Source organism: Streptomyces sp. GDS52, assembly GCF_052246875.1.
Lineage (GTDB): Bacteria > Actinomycetota > Actinomycetes > Streptomycetales > Streptomycetaceae > Streptomyces > Streptomyces cathayae.
On record NZ_CM125966.1, the window covers coordinates 5,715,378 to 5,732,031 of the forward strand.

14 protein-coding genes and 1 tRNA gene are annotated in these 16,654 nt (G+C 71.5%); 9 read left to right on the top strand and 6 right to left on the bottom strand.

Annotated elements, in window-relative coordinates:
• Positions 1-47 precede the first annotated feature (47 nt).
• Positions 48-785, top strand: coding sequence for an SAM-dependent methyltransferase (locus ACTWJ9_RS26060; RefSeq protein ID WP_387038365.1), 738 nt, complete (start codon positions 48-50; stop codon positions 783-785).
• Here the strand turns inward: ACTWJ9_RS26060 and dapA are convergent.
• Positions 731-1,711 (bottom strand): 4-hydroxy-tetrahydrodipicolinate synthase, encoded by a 981-nt coding sequence (gene dapA / locus ACTWJ9_RS26065; RefSeq protein WP_443294830.1) that lies wholly within the window; start codon positions 1,709-1,711, stop codon positions 731-733. The genes ACTWJ9_RS26060 and dapA overlap by 55 nt on opposite strands.
• Positions 1,712-1,857: 146 nt before the next feature.
• On the opposite strand from dapA, the gene ACTWJ9_RS26070 reads away from it, so the two are divergent.
• Entirely contained in the window at positions 1,858-2,319 is a 462-nt protein-coding gene (locus ACTWJ9_RS26070; protein WP_387038363.1) for a phage holin family protein, read from the top strand.
• Positions 2,316-2,711, top strand: a complete 396-nt coding sequence (locus ACTWJ9_RS26075) for a DUF3618 domain-containing protein (RefSeq protein WP_279336704.1) — start codon at positions 2,316-2,318, stop codon at positions 2,709-2,711. Before ACTWJ9_RS26070 ends, ACTWJ9_RS26075 begins: the two co-directional genes overlap by 4 nt.
• Positions 2,712-2,802: 91 nt before the next feature.
• On the opposite strand, the gene ACTWJ9_RS26080 is transcribed toward ACTWJ9_RS26075, so the two are convergent.
• On the bottom strand, positions 2,803-4,629 hold the full coding sequence (locus ACTWJ9_RS26080) for an endonuclease/exonuclease/phosphatase family protein (RefSeq protein ID WP_279336705.1): 1,827 nt from the start codon (positions 4,627-4,629) through the stop codon (positions 2,803-2,805).
• Between the two features lie 285 nt (positions 4,630-4,914).
• On the opposite strand from ACTWJ9_RS26080, the gene ACTWJ9_RS26085 reads away from it, so the two are divergent.
• The 6 genes from ACTWJ9_RS26085 (at position 4,915) to ACTWJ9_RS26110 (ending at position 11,823) form a co-directional block, all read left to right on the top strand.
• On the top strand, positions 4,915-6,378 hold the full coding sequence (locus ACTWJ9_RS26085; protein ID WP_279336706.1) for a hypothetical protein: 1,464 nt from the start codon (positions 4,915-4,917) through the stop codon (positions 6,376-6,378).
• 171 nt (positions 6,379-6,549) lie between these two features.
• Positions 6,550-8,007 (top strand): alkaline phosphatase PhoX, encoded by a 1,458-nt coding sequence (locus ACTWJ9_RS26090; protein ID WP_279336707.1) that lies wholly within the window; start codon positions 6,550-6,552, stop codon positions 8,005-8,007.
• Positions 8,000-8,125, top strand: a tRNA-OTHER gene (locus ACTWJ9_RS26095). Before ACTWJ9_RS26090 ends, ACTWJ9_RS26095 begins: the two co-directional genes overlap by 8 nt.
• Positions 8,126-8,485: 360 nt before the next feature.
• Positions 8,486-10,069, top strand: coding sequence for a TROVE domain-containing protein (locus tag ACTWJ9_RS26100; RefSeq protein ID WP_388701619.1), 1,584 nt, complete (start codon positions 8,486-8,488; stop codon positions 10,067-10,069).
• Between the two features lie 66 nt (positions 10,070-10,135).
• Entirely contained in the window at positions 10,136-10,792 is a 657-nt protein-coding gene (locus ACTWJ9_RS26105) for a GntR family transcriptional regulator (protein ID WP_279336709.1), read from the top strand.
• Between the two features lie 14 nt (positions 10,793-10,806).
• Positions 10,807-11,823: a 1-aminocyclopropane-1-carboxylate deaminase gene (locus ACTWJ9_RS26110; protein WP_279336710.1), complete on the top strand. Its 1,017-nt coding sequence runs from the start codon at positions 10,807-10,809 to the stop codon at positions 11,821-11,823.
• A 69-nt stretch (positions 11,824-11,892) separates the two neighbouring features.
• Here ACTWJ9_RS26110 and ACTWJ9_RS26115 read toward each other — a convergent pair whose 3' ends face one another.
• From ACTWJ9_RS26115 to ACTWJ9_RS26130, 4 genes are all read right to left on the bottom strand, one after another.
• On the bottom strand, positions 11,893-13,107 hold the full coding sequence (locus ACTWJ9_RS26115) for a TerD family protein (protein ID WP_443295925.1): 1,215 nt from the start codon (positions 13,105-13,107) through the stop codon (positions 11,893-11,895).
• A 241-nt stretch (positions 13,108-13,348) separates the two neighbouring features.
• Positions 13,349-14,200: a carbohydrate ABC transporter permease gene (locus tag ACTWJ9_RS26120; RefSeq protein ID WP_387042721.1), complete on the bottom strand. Its 852-nt coding sequence runs from the start codon at positions 14,198-14,200 to the stop codon at positions 13,349-13,351.
• On the bottom strand, positions 14,197-15,138 hold the full coding sequence (locus tag ACTWJ9_RS26125; RefSeq protein WP_443294831.1) for a carbohydrate ABC transporter permease: 942 nt from the start codon (positions 15,136-15,138) through the stop codon (positions 14,197-14,199). The genes ACTWJ9_RS26120 and ACTWJ9_RS26125 overlap by 4 nt, the downstream gene beginning before the upstream one ends.
• The gene (locus ACTWJ9_RS26130; protein ID WP_279336713.1) at positions 15,135-16,508 is read right to left on the bottom strand and encodes an ABC transporter substrate-binding protein; all 1,374 of its coding nucleotides are present in this window, start codon (positions 16,506-16,508) and stop codon (positions 15,135-15,137) included. Before ACTWJ9_RS26130 ends, ACTWJ9_RS26125 begins: the two co-directional genes overlap by 4 nt.
• Positions 16,509-16,654: the final 146 nt, after the last annotated feature.

Sequence of the window (16,654 nt, forward strand, 5' to 3'; positions counted from 1 at the left end):
GCGGAAATCAGGTGCGTATGAATCACCGGGCATGCCAGGCTCCGCCTGTGGACCGGGAACAGATCTCCAGGCGTGCTCATGCGGACCATCCGATCGCAGCCCCGCTCGACGACGACTCGGTGCGCCGACTGCTGGAACGTGGTCTCTCACGCGGTGCCGGGCGTGTACTCGACCTCGGCTGCGGCGGCGGAGAGTGGCTCCTGCGGGCCCTGGCCGTGCAGCCGCGGCTGCGGGCCGAGGGCGTCGACATCTCCAAGAGCTCGCTGGCGCACGCGCGTCAGGCCGCGCGGCGGCTCGGAGTGGACGACCGCCTGACCCTCCACCATCAGGACGCTGCGCGTTTCGTCGCCTCCCACGCCTTCGACCTGGTGCTCTGTGTGGGAGCCACGCACGCTTTCGGTGGCCTGCTCCCCACTCTCGCGGCGGCGCGTGAGCACCTGGCTCCCGGGGGATGCGTTCTGGTCGGTGACGGTTTCTGGGACCGCGAGCCCTCTCCCGAGGCCGTCGAGCTGTTCGGGGACCTCGCCGACCTGCCGACCACGCTGGACCGGATCGCCGCGGACGGGTGGACGCCTGTCCAGGGACATATCAGCTCCCGTCAGGAACTCGACGACTACGAGTGGGCCTGGACAGGGTCGCTGGCCTCATGGGCCCTGGACCATCCCGATGATCCGGACAGCGCCCAGGCGCTCGAGGCGGCTACCACTCATCGCGACCAATGGTTGTGTGTCTACCGGGACGTGCTGGGCTTCGTGTGCCTCGTCCTGCGTCCGGCGCGGGACTGAACTTCGGGCGGAGCTGCGCTGGTGGCGGGGGGGCAGGCTGTGGTCAGGGCCTCGTGGAGGGACCTGAGGGTGGCGGACGTCTCGGGGGACGCGGGGCGTAGAGGTGGGCGGGGTGGGCCTGCGGGGAGGGAGAGGGCGGTGAGGAGGGCCTTGGTGGTGACTGTGCCGGGGAGGCCGTTCGCCATCATCGCCTCGATGAGGGGGGTGGCCCGCTGCTGGAGGTCGGCCGCGCGAGTGGTCTCGTCGGCGTCGAACGCGTCCAGGACGGAGCGCAGGTGGTCCGGGACCACGTTCGCGACCGTACTGACGTAGCCGGAGCCGCCGACCGCGTACAGGGCGAGGATGTGCTCGTCGCAGCCCGCGTAGTAGGCGAGATCCGTGCGGGAGAGGATCTTCTGGGCGGCCAGGAAGTCGTACGAGCAGTCCTTCACCGCCACGATCCGGGGATGCTCGGCGAGCCGTAGCATCGTGTCCGGCTCGATGCGGGTGCCCGTGCGGGCCGGGATGTCGTACAGGATCAGGGGGAGGCCAGTGGCGTCCGCGACCTCGTGGAAGTGCGCCTCGATCGCGTCCTGCGGCGGGCGGCTGTAGTACGGGGTGGCGACCAGGAGACCGTCGGCGCCCGCCCGCTCGGCCTCACGGGCGAGGTCGGCGGTGTGCGCGGTGTCGGCGGTGCCGACACCGGCGACGATCGAGGCGCGATCGCCCACCGCCTCCCGTACGGCCGTGACGAGGGCGGACTTCTCGGCGTCCGTCGTGGTCGGGGACTCGCCCGTAGTACCGGACAGCACCAGGCCGTCGCAGCCGTGGCTCACCAGGTGGTCGGCCAGACGCGCGGCACCGTCCAGGTCCAGGGCACCGGCAGGGGTGAACGGCGTGACCATGGCGCACAGGGCGCGGCCGAAGGGAGGCGTCGATGGGGTCATGGGAGTAGTCTCCGCTCGACCACCGTGTACCTCCACTTAAATCTTCTGTCCTTTATTGGTAAGCATCAGTAAGGGATGGCGCTCAGGATAGGCACCTCGCGCTCCGGGTACTCGGAAGACACCCGACCGAGAGGAGGCGGAACACCGTGACCGCAACCATCGAACAACCGCGGGTTCGCGACACGCGCAGCCGCGGCAGCGGCAGCCGCGCCGAATACAGCCATGACGGGCACAGCGTGGGCGAACTCGTCGGACAGGCCACCGAGCAGGTCTCCCGGCTGGTGCGGCAGGAAGTGGCCCTGGCCAAGGTGGAGCTGGCCGAGAAGGGCCGCCGGGCCGGACGCGGCGGCGGCATGCTGGGCGCCGCGGGCGCCTTCGCCTACGCCGGCCTGCTGGCGACGGCTTTCACCGGTGGTGCCGCACTCTCTCTCGTCCTGCCGGTGTGGGCGGCGGCGCTGATCATCACGGCCGTGCTGTTCGTGATCGCCGCCGTGCTGGCAGCGCTCGGCCGGGCCGAGCTCAAGAAGGCCACGCCGGCCGCCCCGGAACAGACGCTGGGCAGCGTGAAGGCCGACGTGGAGGAGATCAAGGGGAGGGCGCACCGATGACGCGGGATGTGAACGGGGCGAACCCGCCTGCGCGGGCGGTGGATTCCGGTTCCGGTTCCCACATCGAGCCCGGGGTCGAGCAGGACGCCGCCGCCCGCGGAGCCAAGGGGCCGGACGAACTGCGGCAGGAGATCGAGCGGACCCGGCACGAACTCGGCGACACCGTCGAGGAGCTGGCCGGAAAGATGGATGTCAAGGGGCATGCGCTGGCCCGCGTGGACGACCTGCGCGACAAGGCCGGTGCGATGACCGTGCAGCTGCGGAGCAGCGCCACCCAGGTCCGGCGGGCCGGAACACGGAAGCCGTGGCCGGTGATGGTCGCCGGGGGAGCGGCGGCCGGGCTGGCCGCGACGGCCGGGATGGCGGTGCTGCGGCGGCGCGGGGCGCACTGACTGCGGACCGGAAGCGCCGCGGATTCGGGCGGGCACGGCCGGGGCCGGCCGGACGGGAGCGTCCGGCCGACCCTCGACGCGGGTGCACGCCCTACGGGCGGAAGCGCAGGATCTGTGGGTCGTGGTCGCTGATCTGGTCGTGGAACTCGGCGTTGATGTGCACGCTGTCGTACGAGAACGTGCCGCCGCGGCGGATCGACGGGCTGATCAGGATCTGGTCCAGGACCTGGCTGTTGCCCTGGTAGACGTAGGAGTAACGCTCGCTCCTGGGGAGGGACTTGACGGCTGACCAGAGAGTGTCCCGGCCCTCGAGGATCTTGGTCGTGGTGGAGAACTCGAAGTCGTTGATGTCGCCCAGGACGACGACGTCCGCGTTCTTCTGGGTCTTGAGGACCTTCGCGGTGAAGTCGTGGACCGCCTTCGCCTGGAGGTGGCGCTGGGTCTCGGAGCCGCGCGACGGCGGCTGGTACTGCGAGGTCAGGCTCTGGTCGCCGCCCTTGGAGGCGAAGTGGTTGGCGATCACGATGACCGTGCGGCCGCGGAAGACGAACTCGCCGGCCAGCGGCTTGCGGCTGTTCTCGAAGGCATGGGACGTCGGATCGATCCGGCCGGGGGAGTGCGTCAGGGCCGCCTTGCCGCGCACCTTGGCGACGCCGACGGCCGTGGTGGCGTCGCCGCCCGCGCGGTCGGTGAAGGAGACCCGCTCCGGGTCGAAGAGGAACACCTGGCGGATGTTGCCGCCCGGTTCGCCGCCGTCGGCCTTGTCCGCCGGGTCGACGGAGCGCCAGTCGTAGCGCGGGCCGCCGGCCGCCTCGATCGCGTCGATCAGCCCGGCCACCGTCTCGTCGGCGGCGACCGTGCCGTCGTCGGTGGAACCGTTGTTGTCCTGGATCTCCTCCAGGGAGACGATGTCAGGCGACCTCAGGTGGCGCACGATCGCGTCGGCGTGCGCGGCGAAGGTGCCGTCGGACGGGTCGAGGTTCTCCACGTTGTAGGTGGCGATCGCCAGTTCACCGGTGTGCTGCCGGCGGGTGGACTCGCGCCGCTGGTCCTTGCTCTTCAGCGTGCCGAGTTCGCCCGCCACGAGCGTGTAGCCGCCGAACTGGTTGAAGTCCAGCGGGCCCGCGGTGGTGCCGGCGAGGGTGTCGCCGACGTTCGCGTCGGGGAAGTCCGCGGCCCGGCCCAGGGACTGGATCTGCAGGCGGCCGGTGTTCCGGTCGTCGTAGGAGCCGTAGACCGTGCCGCCGCGCAGGGTGCGGTTCTCCCACGGCTTCACGGTGACCCAGAGTTCGGTGTACGGGTCGGTGGCGCCGACCACCCGGGCGTCGGAGACCTGGACGTTCATGCCCTCCAGGGACTCGTAGAGGTCCAGGGCGTACCGGTCGGGGCGCAGCGGGAGTGCGTTGACCGAGCCGTTCGCGGCGGGGTCGCCGGCCGGGGTGTAGGCGGCGGGTACGGACCGCGCGTCGATCCTGGTGGCGGCCGGGACCGGGTTGCCGCGGGAGACGACGGTGACCGTGGGCCGGGTGATCTCCGTCAGCGACTGGTTGCCGGAGGCCGTACCGCCGGGGACGAACTCCGTGACCGTGCCGGAGACCGTGACGGCGTCGCCGACGGCGACCCCCTGGGGGGTCGAACCGGTGAAGACGAAGACGCCCTCGCTGGTGGCCGGGTCGGCGTCCGGGTTCGGGTCCTGGATCCAGAAGCCGCGGGACGAGCCGTAGGTGCGGATGCCGGTGACGATTCCGGTCACGTCGGTGACCTGCTGTCCGGCGTACGGCGATATCCGGGTGTCGCCCTGGATGTCGTGGATGCGCACGGACTCCGCGTGCGCGGGCGAGGCGAGGGTGACGGCGGACGCCGCGCACACGGCGGCGACGGTGAGCGCGGCGAGGCGCGCGGACGACTTGCTCGGCAACGGATTCCCTCCGGGAAACGTGATGAGTGCCGGGGCGAGGGTGGCAGATGTGACGTGCGGGGCGTGCGGGGTGTACGGGGTGTACGGGGCGTGCAGGCCCGGTGCGCGACCGTCCGCCGTTTTCTACGCGCGTCAATCTCCAGCCTGGCCAGGCCACTTGTCAAGGTTCCAGCCATGTACGGCGGCTGAAGGAGAGGTGAAGCGGGCGGCTTGGGGGGAAATCCGTCTAGGCTGAGCGGTTGAGCCACATGAGGCGCCGAGGACAGCACCTAGGAGAAACAGCCGATGTCAGACAGCTCCACCCTGCCGCCGGCGCGACTGCACCCCGACGCGGAGCTGGCGCGTGAAGCACTGTCCACGCCGTTGCTGTCCCGGGCGGTCCGACTCGCCCGCTGGGCCGGACCCGAGACCCGGGTCGACGCCGGTGGCGGGCTCGTCGACGCGCAGCTGCCCGCGGCGGCCGAGGTGCTCGGGCTGAGCGGGGAGGAGGCCGCCGCCGACGCCGGTGAGGCGTGGCGGGTCGCCGTGGACGCCGGGCTCGTCGACGTGGTCGACGAGGAGGAGGGCACCGTCACCGCGGGTGCCGACCTCGCGCTGCTCGCCGGGGGCGCGCCGCAGGACGTCCTCACGGTCTGGCTCGCCGCCCTGGAGACGGTGCTCGCCGACGCGAGCGTGCCCGACCTGGAGGGGCTCGTCGACGCCATCGCCGCCGGGGACGGATCCGGCGAACTCGACCTCGCCTCACTCGACTGGAACCCCGAGGCCGAGGCGGAGTTCCTGGACGGGGTGCTCCGCAACCTCTACCTGCTGACCGCCGGTGAGGAAGGCCCCGCCGGGGTACCGGTGCCGCTGCCCGCGCTGGCCGCGTCCGCGCTCGTCCCCGACGACATGCCGGAGCCCACCGACGACGTGCTGCGGCAGGTGTCCGACGCGATGATGCGGCTGGACGACCAGTTCCGCATGCTGGCGCCGGTCGGACTCGTGGAGTACCAGCCGGTCGACGAGACGCTGTTGGTCGAGACCGATGAAGAGTCTGTGGATCCTGCAGAGTCCGTGGAGTCCGCGGAGCCGCAGGACGACACCGACGTCTCCCGCTACGGCGTGGTGCGGCTGACCCCGCTCGGGCTGTACGGGCTGCGGGCCCGGCTGCTGGAGGCCGGGTTCGAGGCACCGGCGGTCGGGGACCTCGCGGACAAGGGTGCCGACGCGCTGCTCGACGGTACGGCCGTGTTCCCGCCGTCGGCGGCTCACGCGGAGACCGAACAGTGGCTCGCCCGGCGTGAACCGCTGGCCGCGGCACGGGAGTTGCTGGCCGCGGCGCGCGGGAGCGACAAGAGCGCCCCGCTGCGGCGGCTGCAGTGCCAGCAGGCGCTGTCGCTGGTCGGCCTCTCGGCCGAGCCCGCCCTGCGGGAGGTGCTCGACGACGCGGAACTCGGCGGGCTGGCCCGGGTGTGGCTGACCGAGCACGGGGCCGCCGACGTCCCGCCGCCCTCCGAGGCGATGATCTTCTGGCTGACCGTCGACACGGTCGCCGCGCAGCTCGCCGCCGAGGGCAACTCCGAGGAACTGCGGGCCCTGGTGGAGGGACTGGCCCGCCAGCACAGCGGCTTCTTCGCCACGGCCTGGCGGGTGGAGCACCCGGCCACGGCGGAGGTGCTGGAGGCGATGGGCCGGCTGCACCCGGACAAGAAGATCGCCAAGGAGGCCCGCAAGGCAGCCTTCAAGGCCCGCTCGCAGCACGGGGGTTGAGGGTTCCCACTCGGGGGCCTTGGAGCACGTGCGGGGCCGGACGGCCCCGTGCGGTTCACCGAAGCGGTGGCCGGGATGCCCCGCGGAGTTCAATCGGCGTTCAGGCGTGGGCGGAAGCGTGACGGTGTACGAGGCCGGTCCTCACGGCAACTCACCGCCACAGGAGACTCCATGTCGCTCACCCGCAGGGACTTCACCAGAACATCCGCGGTCGCCGGTGCCGGTGTCGCACTGGTGGGCAGCGTCGGCGCCCTCGCCTCCGCACCCCACGCCCTCGCGTCCCACGACGCCGAGAGCGTGGGAGAGGACCGGGAGCAGGCCCGGCGGCACCACCCCACGGTCGGCTACGGCCCCCTGGTCCCCGACCCCGACGGCATCCTCGCCCTGCCCGCCGGCTTCTCGTACCGCATCCTCACGTACACGGGCAGGACCAGGCTCGAGACCGGCGAGTTCACCCCGGCCGAGCACGACGGCACGGCCGCCTTCCCCGGCCCGCGCGGCACCACCCTCCTGGTCAACAACCACGAGATCGACGGCCCGCGCGACGAGGCGGAGTTCCCCGTCCCGCTCGCCGAGGGCCTCGTCTACGACCCGGGCGCCCCCGGCGGCTGCACGGTCGTCGAGGTGCGCCCCGACGGCAGCGTCGCCGAGTGGGTCGGCATCGCCGGCACCGCCGACAACTGCGCGGGCGGCAGCACCCCCTGGGACACCTGGCTCACCTGCGAGGAGAACTCCGACCGGGCCGGCGAGAACGGCATGACCAAGGACCACGGCTACGTCTTCGAGGTCGACCCGGCCGACCGGCGCGCCAACCGCGACCCCAAGCCGCTGAAGTTCTTCGGCCGTTACGACCACGAGGCCGTCGTCATCGACCCCAGGCGCGGCCACGCCTACCTCACCGAGGACGCCGACGAGCCCAACGGCCTGTTCTTCCGCTGGAGTCCGCCCGAGGACTTCCGCCACGGCCCCGGCAGGTTCCGCACCCTCGCCGACGACGCGGGCGTCCTCCAGGCGCCCAAGTGCTACGACTCCGGCGGCCGGTTCGTCGACGACCTCTCCCGCGCCACCAGGACCGGCACGGTGTACGGCGTCGACTGGGTCGACGTACCGGACCGCGACGCGCGGACCGTCTCCGTGCGCGAGCAGTTCGGGCCCGGTGAGATCACCCGGGGCCGCAAGCTGGAGGGCATGTGGTGGGGCGACGGCGGGGCGTACTTCGTCTCCTCGTACGCCCGTGAGGAGAGCCCCGTCCAGCACGACGGCCAGGTCTGGTTCTACGACCCCCGGCGCCGCACCCTGACCCTCAAGGTCCTGCTCGGCGTGAACCCCGACCCCGGCAAGGAAGGCGCCTTCGACGGCCCCGACAACATCACCGTCTCCCCGTACGGCGGGCTGGTCATCGCCGAGGACGGCGACGGCGTGCAGCACCTGTTCGGCGCCACCGACAGCGGACGCACCTACCCCATCGCCCGCAACGAACTGAACATCGGCACCGAACAGGAGCCGGAGTTCAGCGAGTTCACCGGCGTCACCTTCTCGCCCGACGGAAGGACCCTGTACACCAACATCCAGGAACCGGGCATCCTGCTCGCCGTCACCGGCCCCTGGAAGCGGCAGAAGCGCCGGTAGTTAATTCGCTCGCCCGACCGAGGGTCGCCCTTTTAGAGTGATGCACGTCCAGGTGCGAAGGCAGGACCTACTTCCACTCATAATGGGGCGGTCACGGGTTCGAGTCCCGTCACCGGCACAACACGCCGGTGTAGCTCAGGGGTCAGAGCACCATCGTCGGTTCCGCCGGCCTTGATCTCTGGACACCACAACTTCATGCACCTCCCGGTGCGCGGGCGAAGGTTCCTTCGTTGTGATCGAATCCAGGCCGCCGCCGACTTGATCTCGGGAGGCGCGGCATCTGGTGGGTGCCCGGTGCGCAGGCAGCGGGTACTTCTCGGATCGGGTTCATTGCGGGTTCGAATCCCGTCATCGGCTTCGGGCCGGTGTGGCGGAAGTGGAAGACGCGCCTGACTTGTTCCGCGGCCGCCTCGTTTCTCGGGCACCCTCCTTTGTCGTGCCTCCCTCCGGAACGGAAATGAATTCGGGGGAATTCACCATGGCGCGATTCAACACCCGGGCCGCCAAGGCACAGTCGGCGTCGCGCGTGACGTCGACCGGCCGCGTGCTGCGTACGTACGAGGGCGGCCGTGGGCGCGAGCGGGAGCCGCGCTCCGAACTCTTCCTGCTCGCCGTCTCCCACCTCGTGACGCAGCGGACCTTCTACGAGACCGGCGACGACCGTGACGACCGGTTCGCGAAGCTCGTGCGCGAGCTCGCCGTGAGCGACCCGTCCTGGACGGCCGGGCTGCTCGGCTGGCTGCGCGGCGAGGGAAACCTGCGGACCGCCTCGATCGTGGGCGCCGCCGAGTACGTCAAGGCCCGCCTCGACGCCGGCGCGACCGGCGGCCCGTCGAACCGGCAGGTCGTGGACTCCGTGCTGCGGCGGCCCGACGAGCCCGGCGAACTGCTCGCCTACTGGACCGCGATGTACGGCCGGAACGTCCCGAAGCCGGTCAAGCGAGGTGTCGCCGACGCCGTACGGCGGCTCTACGGCGGCAAGGCCCTGCTGAAGTACGACACCGCCTCCAAGGGCTACCGCTTCGGCGACATCCTCAACCTGGTGCACGCGGCCCCCGACCCGGACAAGCCGTGGCAGGGCGAACTGTTCCGGTACGCCCTCGACCGCCGGCACAACCCGGACACCGCGGTTCCGCCCGCCCCGAACCGTGTCCTCACCGCGCACCACGAGCTGATGGCGCTGCCCGTCGAGGAGCGGCGCGCGGTCGTCACCGCACCCGACGGAGCCGAGCGGCTCGCCGCCGCGGGCATCACCTGGGAGGCGCTGGCGGGCTGGCTGCAGGGGCCGATGGACAAGGCGGCCTGGGAGGCCATGATCCCGTCCATGGGCACGATGGCCCTGGTGCGGAACCTGCGGAACTTCGACGAGGCGGGGGTGTCCGACGAGGTCGCCGCGCGGGTCGCCGACCGCCTCGCCGACCCGGCGGAGGTCGCGAAGTCGCGGCAGTTCCCCTTCCGGTACCTCGCCGCGTACCGGCACGCGCCGTCGCCGCGCTGGTCGTACCCGCTGGAGCGGGCGCTCGGTCACTCGCTGGCCAACGTGCCCGCGATGCCCGGCCGCACCCTGGTGCTCGTCGACCGCTCGGGCTCGATGTTCTCCTCACGGATGTCGGACCGCTCCGAGCTGACCCGCGCGGACGCGGCGGCGGTCTTCGGCACGGCGCTCGCGCTGCGGGCCGCGAAGGCGGACCTCGTCGAGTTCGGCTCGACGAGCAAGCCGGTGCCGTTCCGCCGGGGCGAGGCGGTGCTGAAGATCCTCGGCCGGTTCGGCGACCTCGGCGGCACCGACACCACCGGGGCGGTGCGCCGGCACTACGAGCGGCACGACCGGGTGCTGATCGTCACCGACGAGCAGTACACCCACAGCCGGCACGGCGACCCGACCGAGCAGGTCCCGGCCGATGTGCCGGTCTACACCTGGAACCTCGCCGGATACCGTGCGGGCCACGGCCCGTCGGGCACGGCGAACCGGCACACCTTCGGCGGCCTGTCGGACGCCGCTTTCCGCATGGTCCCGCTGCTCGAGGCCGGGCGGGACGCCGACTGGCCGTGGGCCGTCTGAGCCGGTCCCCGGGGAGGCCGGCCCACGGTCTTGTCGGCGCGCTTACTGACATCTAACATTTCAGTCATGGAGGCCATGCGACCCGTACGGCGCACCCTGCTCAGGGAGCGTGCCCACGAAGCGATCCGGGACGCCATCGTGGCCGGGGAGATCGAACCCGGGGCGGTGGTGCGGGACGCCGAGCTCGCCGAGCGGCTCGGGCTGTCCCGCGCACCGGTGCGCGAGGCGTTCTCGCGGCTGGTCGACGAGGGGCTGCTGGAGAGCAAGCCGCAGAGCTACACCCGCGTGACCCCCCTGGTGGCCGGTGACGTCCAGGACGCGGCGGCCGTCGTCGGCGCCATGCACGAACTGGTCACCCGCGTCGCCGTACCGCGGCTGCGCGAGGCCGACGTGGACCTCATGCGTGCCGCCAACGAGCGGTTCGCCGCCGCCGTACGGGCCGGTGACGTGGACGGCGCGCTGCGCGCCGACGACGAACTGCACGACGTACTCGTACGGGTGAGCGGCAACCGCGCCGCCGCCGCGACCGCCGCCCGCTACACGCCCCTCATCCGCCGGCTGGAACGGCAGCGCTTCGGCGAGGGCGGCACCTGCCGTTCCGCCGGGCTGCACGAACGGCTGATCGAGGCCTGCGCGGCCGGAGACCCGGACGAAGCGGTCCGGGTCACGGCGGAGATCTGGCGGGGTCTGGTAGAGCTCGCCGACGTTCCCGAGGCTCTCTGACGGAAGGATCGCCCATGTCCCTGTCTGCCTACGAGCGTTACCCCCTGCTCTTCGGACCCTCGCCCGTGCATCCGTTGGAGCGGCTGACCGCGCATCTCGGTGGCGCCACCCTGTGGGCCAAGCGTGAGGACTGCAACTCCGGTGTGGCCTACGGCGGGAACAAGACCCGCAAGCTCGAGTACCTGGTCGCCGACGCGCTCGCCCAGGGCTGCGACACCCTGGTCTCCATCGGCGGGGTGCAGTCCAACCACACCCGCCAGGTCGCCGCCGTCGCCGCCCGCGCCGGACTGGGGTGCGTACTGGTGCAGGAGAGCTGGGTGGAGTGGCCGGACGCCGTGTACGACAAGGTCGGCAACATCCTGATCAGCCGGCTCGCCGGCGCCGATGTGCGCCTGGTGCGGGCCGGTTTCGGGATCGGCTTCAAGGAGAGCTGGGAGCAGGCGCTCAGGGAGGTCGAGGAGGCCGGCGGCAAGCCCTATGCCATCCCGGCCGGCGCCTCCGACCATCCGCTCGGCGGGCTCGGCTTCGCCAACTGGGCGCAGGAGGTCGCCGAGCAGGAGCGAGAGCGGGGCGTCTTCTTCGACACCGTGATCGTGTGCTCGGTCACCGGGTCCACCCAGGCCGGCATGGTCGCCGGTTTCCGCGCCCTGGAGGAGGCGGGCGGGCGCCCCCGGCGGGTGATCGGGATCGACGCGTCGGCGGCACCCGTCCGCACCCGCGAACAGATCGCGCGGATCGCGCAGAACACCGGCCGGCTCATCGGGGTCAAGGCCGAGTTGACCGAGGGCGACGTCGAACTGGACGAGCGGTACCACGCGGGCACCTACGGCATCCCCGACGACACCACGCTGGACGCGATGCGGCTCGCGGCCCGCACGGAGGGGATGGTCACCGACCCCGTGTACGAGGGCAAGTCGATGGCCGGGCTGATCGACCTGGTGTCCCGCGGCGAGATCGGCCGCGAGTCCACCGTGCTCTACGCCCACCTGGGCGGGCAGCCCGCGCTGAACGCGTACAGCGCGCTGTTCTGAGCGGCCGGTGGGCAACTGGTTCTGAGCGGGCGCCCCATGGTCGGGGCGCCCGCGGGACCGTAGGCGTGGCTACAGCGACTGGGCGGCCGGTTTGACCATGCCGCGGACCGTGCGGGACTTCACGAACTCGCCCATCGCGGTCATCTCCCACTCGCCGGTGAACTGGCGGATCAGCTTCGCCATCATCACGCCCGTCTGCGGCTCGGCGGAGGTGAGGTCGAAGCGGACCAGCTCCTCGCCGGTGCCGGCGTCCAGGAGACGGCAGTACGCCTTGGCCACCTGGGTGAACTTCTGGCCGGAGAACGAGTTGACCGTGAAGACCAGGCCGGTGACGTCCTGCGGGAGGCGGCCGAGGTCCACCGTGATCGTCTCGTCGTCCCCGGCGCCCTCGCCCGTGAGGTTGTCGCCGGAGTGCTGGATCGCGCCGCCCACGATCTGGAGCTTGCCGAAGTAGCAGCTGTCGATGTGGTTGCGCTGCGGGCCGTAGGCGATGACCGAGGCGTCGAGGTCGATGTCCTTGCCCCGGTACGCGGGCTCCCAGCCGAGGCCCATCCGGACCCGCGAGAGCAGCGGGCGGCCGCCCTTCATCAGGGAGACGGTCTGGTGCTTCTGGAGGCTGACCCGGCCCTTGTCGAGGTTGATCTTCCCGGTGCCGGGCGCGGCGGCGGGCGGCGCCTGGGGAGCGGCGGGCGCCGGCGGGGCCTGCGGGGCGGACGTCGGCGGGGCCGGCGGGCTCACCGGCGGCTGCACGGCGGGCGGGGGCGGGGTGAGCGGCTGGGCGGGGGCGGCCGGTTCCTCGACCGTGACTCCGAAGTCGGTGGCGATGCCGGCCAGGCCGTTGGCGTAGCCCTGGCCGACCGCGCGGGCCTTCCAGGCGCCGTTGCGCAGGTAGATCTCGACGACCACGAGTGCCGTCTCGGAGCCGAGGCTCGGGGGAGTGAACGTCGCCAGGACGGCGCTGCTGTCCGCGTCGCGGATGGTGGCCGTCGGCTCGATGCCCTGGAAGGTCTGTCCTGCGGCGTCGGGGCTCGCGGTGACGACGATCTTCTCGATGCCGGGCGGGACGGCCGCGGTGTCGATGATGATGGCGTCGGGGGCCGTGCCGCCGCCGGAACGGTAGGTCACACCGGGGCCGGCGGGCTGGTTGTAGAAGATGAAATCGTCGTCGGAGCGCACCTTGCCGTCGGCGGTGAGCAGCAGGCCCGAAACGTCGAGACGCACGGGCGCGGCGACGTCCACCGCCACACGGGCGGTGGAGAGGGGGATGTTCGAGCCGGGGGTCATAGCTGTCATGCCGGGTGAACGAGCGGGGGCGTTTTACTGTTCCCTTACCTGGGATCGGATCGGGGAGCATTGGTTTCCCGGGAGGATTTCGCCCTCGCCGCCCCTTCCCATTCCCATCCCGACCTGGGGCTCCGCCCCAGACCCCGGTCCTCAGACGCCGGACGGGCTGAAATCAGCCCGTCCGGCGTCTGAGGACCGGGGCCCGCAGGGCCGAAGGGAACCTACGGCACCACCACGGTCTTCATTTCACGGCTCCCAGCGACAGGCCCTGGACGAGTCTGTCCTGAGCGGCGAACCCCGCGGCGAGCACCGGCAGGGAGATGACCAGCGACGCGGCGCACACCTTGGCCAGGAAGAGGCCCTGGCTGGTGATGAAGCCGGTCAGGAAGACGGGGGCGGTCCCGGCGACCACGCCCGTCAGCACCCGGGCGAACAGCAGTTCGTTCCAGCTGAAGATGAAGCAGATCAGGGCCGTCGCCGCGATGCCGGGCAGCGCCATCGGGGCGATCACGCGCGCCAGCACCGTCGGCAGCCGGGCGCCGTCGATCCGGGCGGCCTCGATCACCGCGACCGGGATCTCCGAGAGGAAGGAGTGCATCATCCACACGGCGATCGGCAGGTTCATGGACGTGTAGAGCAGGACCAGCAGCCAGATGTTGTCGAGCATCCCGGTGTTCTTGGCGAACAGGTAGATCGGCAGCAGGCCGGCCACGACCGGCAGCATCTTGGTGGAGAGGAAGAAGAACAGGACGTCCGTCCACCGCTTCACCGGACGGACGGACAGGGCGTACGCCGCCGGGAGCGCGAGCAGCAGGACCAGGAGCACCGAGGCCACGGACGCCACCGTCGAGTTGATCAGGGACGGCCAGGGGCTCGCGCCGCCGCCCGCGCCGAAGAACTCGCGGTAGCCGTCCAGGGTGAGGGCGGCGGTGAAGGACGGCGGGTTGGTGGCCGCGTCCTCCTCGGAGTGGAAGGACGTCAGCGCCATCCAGGCGACGGGCAGGAAGAAGACGATCCCGGCCAGCCAGGCCACCAGACCGAGACCCGCTCCCCTGCGGATCCGGCCGCGGGTGCGTACGGCGGTGGTGCTCATGCGCGGGACACCTCCTCGCGGAACAGGGACGACACGACGCGCAGGGCGAAGGTCGCGATGATGATCGAACCGATGACGACCAGGACGCCGGCGGCCGAGGCCAGGCCGTTCTCATGGGCCTGGTAGAAGGTCTGGTAGACGGTGTAGGGGAGGTTGGCGGTGCCCAGGCCGCCGGACGTGATCGTGAAGACGGCGTCGAAGTTCTGCACGATGTAGATCGAGCCGAGCAGGGCGCCCAGTTCGAGGTAGCGGCGCAGGTGGGGCAGGGTGAGGTGGCGGAAGATCTGCCAGTCGCTCGCGCCGTCGACACGGGCCGCCTCGAGCTGCTCCTGGTCCCGGCTCTGCAGCCCGGCGAGCAGGATCAGCATCATGAACGGCGTCCACTGCCACACCAGCGCGGCCTGAACGGCCGGCAGCGGGGTGCCCGAGATCCAGTCCGGCTGCGGCCCGCCGACGTAGTGCAGCAGGCCGTTGAGCAGGCCGTACTCGGGGTTGTAGAGCACGTGCTTCCACAGCAGGGCCGCCGCCACCGGCACCACCAGGAACGGGGCGATGAGCAGGGTGCGGACGATGCCCCGGCCGCGGAACCTCCGGTCGAGCAGCAGGGCGAGCAGCAGTCCGAGGACCAGGGTGGTGAGGACGACCGCCACCGTCAGCAGGATCGTCGTCCAGACCGACCGGCGGAGGGCGGGGTCGCCGAGGACCTCTCCGTAGTTCTCGAAGCCGGCGAACCGCCGGGCGTCGGGGTAGAGGGAGTTCCAGTCGAAGAAGGAGATCACCAGCGTGGCCACGAAGGGCAGCTGGGTGACCGCGATCATGAAGATCAGGGCGGGCAGCAGCGGGGCCCTGGTGACCCAGCCGCGCAGCCGGCCGGAGCGCCGGCCACCGCTCGGGCGGCTGTCCGGGACGGCTGAGGGGGCCGGTGCGGTGGCGGTCATCGTCCCTCGTACTCCTCGGAGATCTCTTCGGCGAGCTGCTGGGACTTCCTCAGGGCCGACTCGACGGACTGGCGTCCGGCGATGGCCGCGCTGATCTCCTGGGAGACCCGGGTGCCGAGGTCCGTGAACTCGGGGATGCCGACGAACTGGATGCCGGGCGCGGGCCGCGGCTGCACACCCGGGTCGTCCGGGCGGGCTCGCCCGATGGCCAGCCGGGTCATCTCCTGGAAGGCCGCGGCCTCCGCGCGGTAGTCGGGGTTCTCGTAGGTGGAGGCGCGCTTGCCGGCCGGGACGTTCGACCAGCCGATCTCGTCGCCGACCAGCTGCTCGTACTCCTTGCCGGAGGCCCAGGAAACGAACTTCCAGGCGTTGTCCGGGTTCCGGGAGGCGTTCTGGATGCCCCAGGCCCAGGTGTAGAGCCAGCCGGCCGACTCCGTCTTCTCGACGGGGGCGGGGGCGTAGCCCATCCTGCCCTTGACGGGGGAGCCGGCGGACTCCAGGGAGCCGGCTGCGGAGGTGGCGTCGTACCACATGGCGGTCTTTCCCTGGGTGGTGTTGTTCAGGCACTCGGCGAAGCCGGACTGGGCGGCGCCGGCCTGGCCGTGCTCGCGGACCAGGTCGACGTAGAACTTCGTCGCCCGGTGCCACTCGGGGGAGTCGAGGCGGGCGTTCCAGTCCTCGTCGAACCAGGTGCCGCCGAAGGTGTTCACCACGGTCGTCAGCGGCGCCATGACCTCGCCCCAGCCGGGCAGACCGCGCAGGCAGATGCCCTTCATGCCGGGCTCGGCCCCGTCGAGTTTCGCGGCGATGTCGGCCACCTGCTCCCAGGTGGGGTCGGCCGGCATCGTCAGGCCCTCCCGCTCGAGGATGTCCTTGCGGTACATCAGGAACGAGGACTCGCCGTAGAAGGGCTGGCCGTAGAGCCTGCCGTCGTCGCCGCTGAGGGACCGGCGCATCGGCTCCAGGACGTCCTGTTCGTCGTAGGCGGTGTCCTCGTCGACGTAGGAGTCCATCTCCCGGAGCCAGCCGTTGCGGGCGTAGATCGGGATCTCGTAGTTGGAGAGGGTGGCGACGTCGTACTGGCCGGCCTGGTTGGCGAAGTCCTGGCTGATCTTGTCGCGGACGTCGTTCTCCGGCAGCACGGTGAAGTTCACCTTGATGCCGGTCTCCTCGGTGAAGTGCGCGGCGGTCAGCTTCTGCAACTCCACCATCTGCGGGTTGTTGACCATCAGGACGTTGACGGCGTCACCGCCGGATCCGGCCCCGCCCGCTCCGACCCAGCAGCCGGAGAGCAGCGGGGCGAGCAGCGTCCCTGCGGCGGCCGCGGCGAGTGCGGCTCGCGGCGGCCGCCGCCGGCTCGGGGTTCGCATGGATCACTCCTCGGCATGAGCGGTCGTACGGGGAGGTACCGGGCATCGCCTGGACGGTTCGGCCCGCGGGGAGGTGGAACGGTGTGCGGTGGAAACGGCGCGCGGTGCGTCGTGCCTCCATGGCGTGGGGGCGTGGGGCGCGCCGG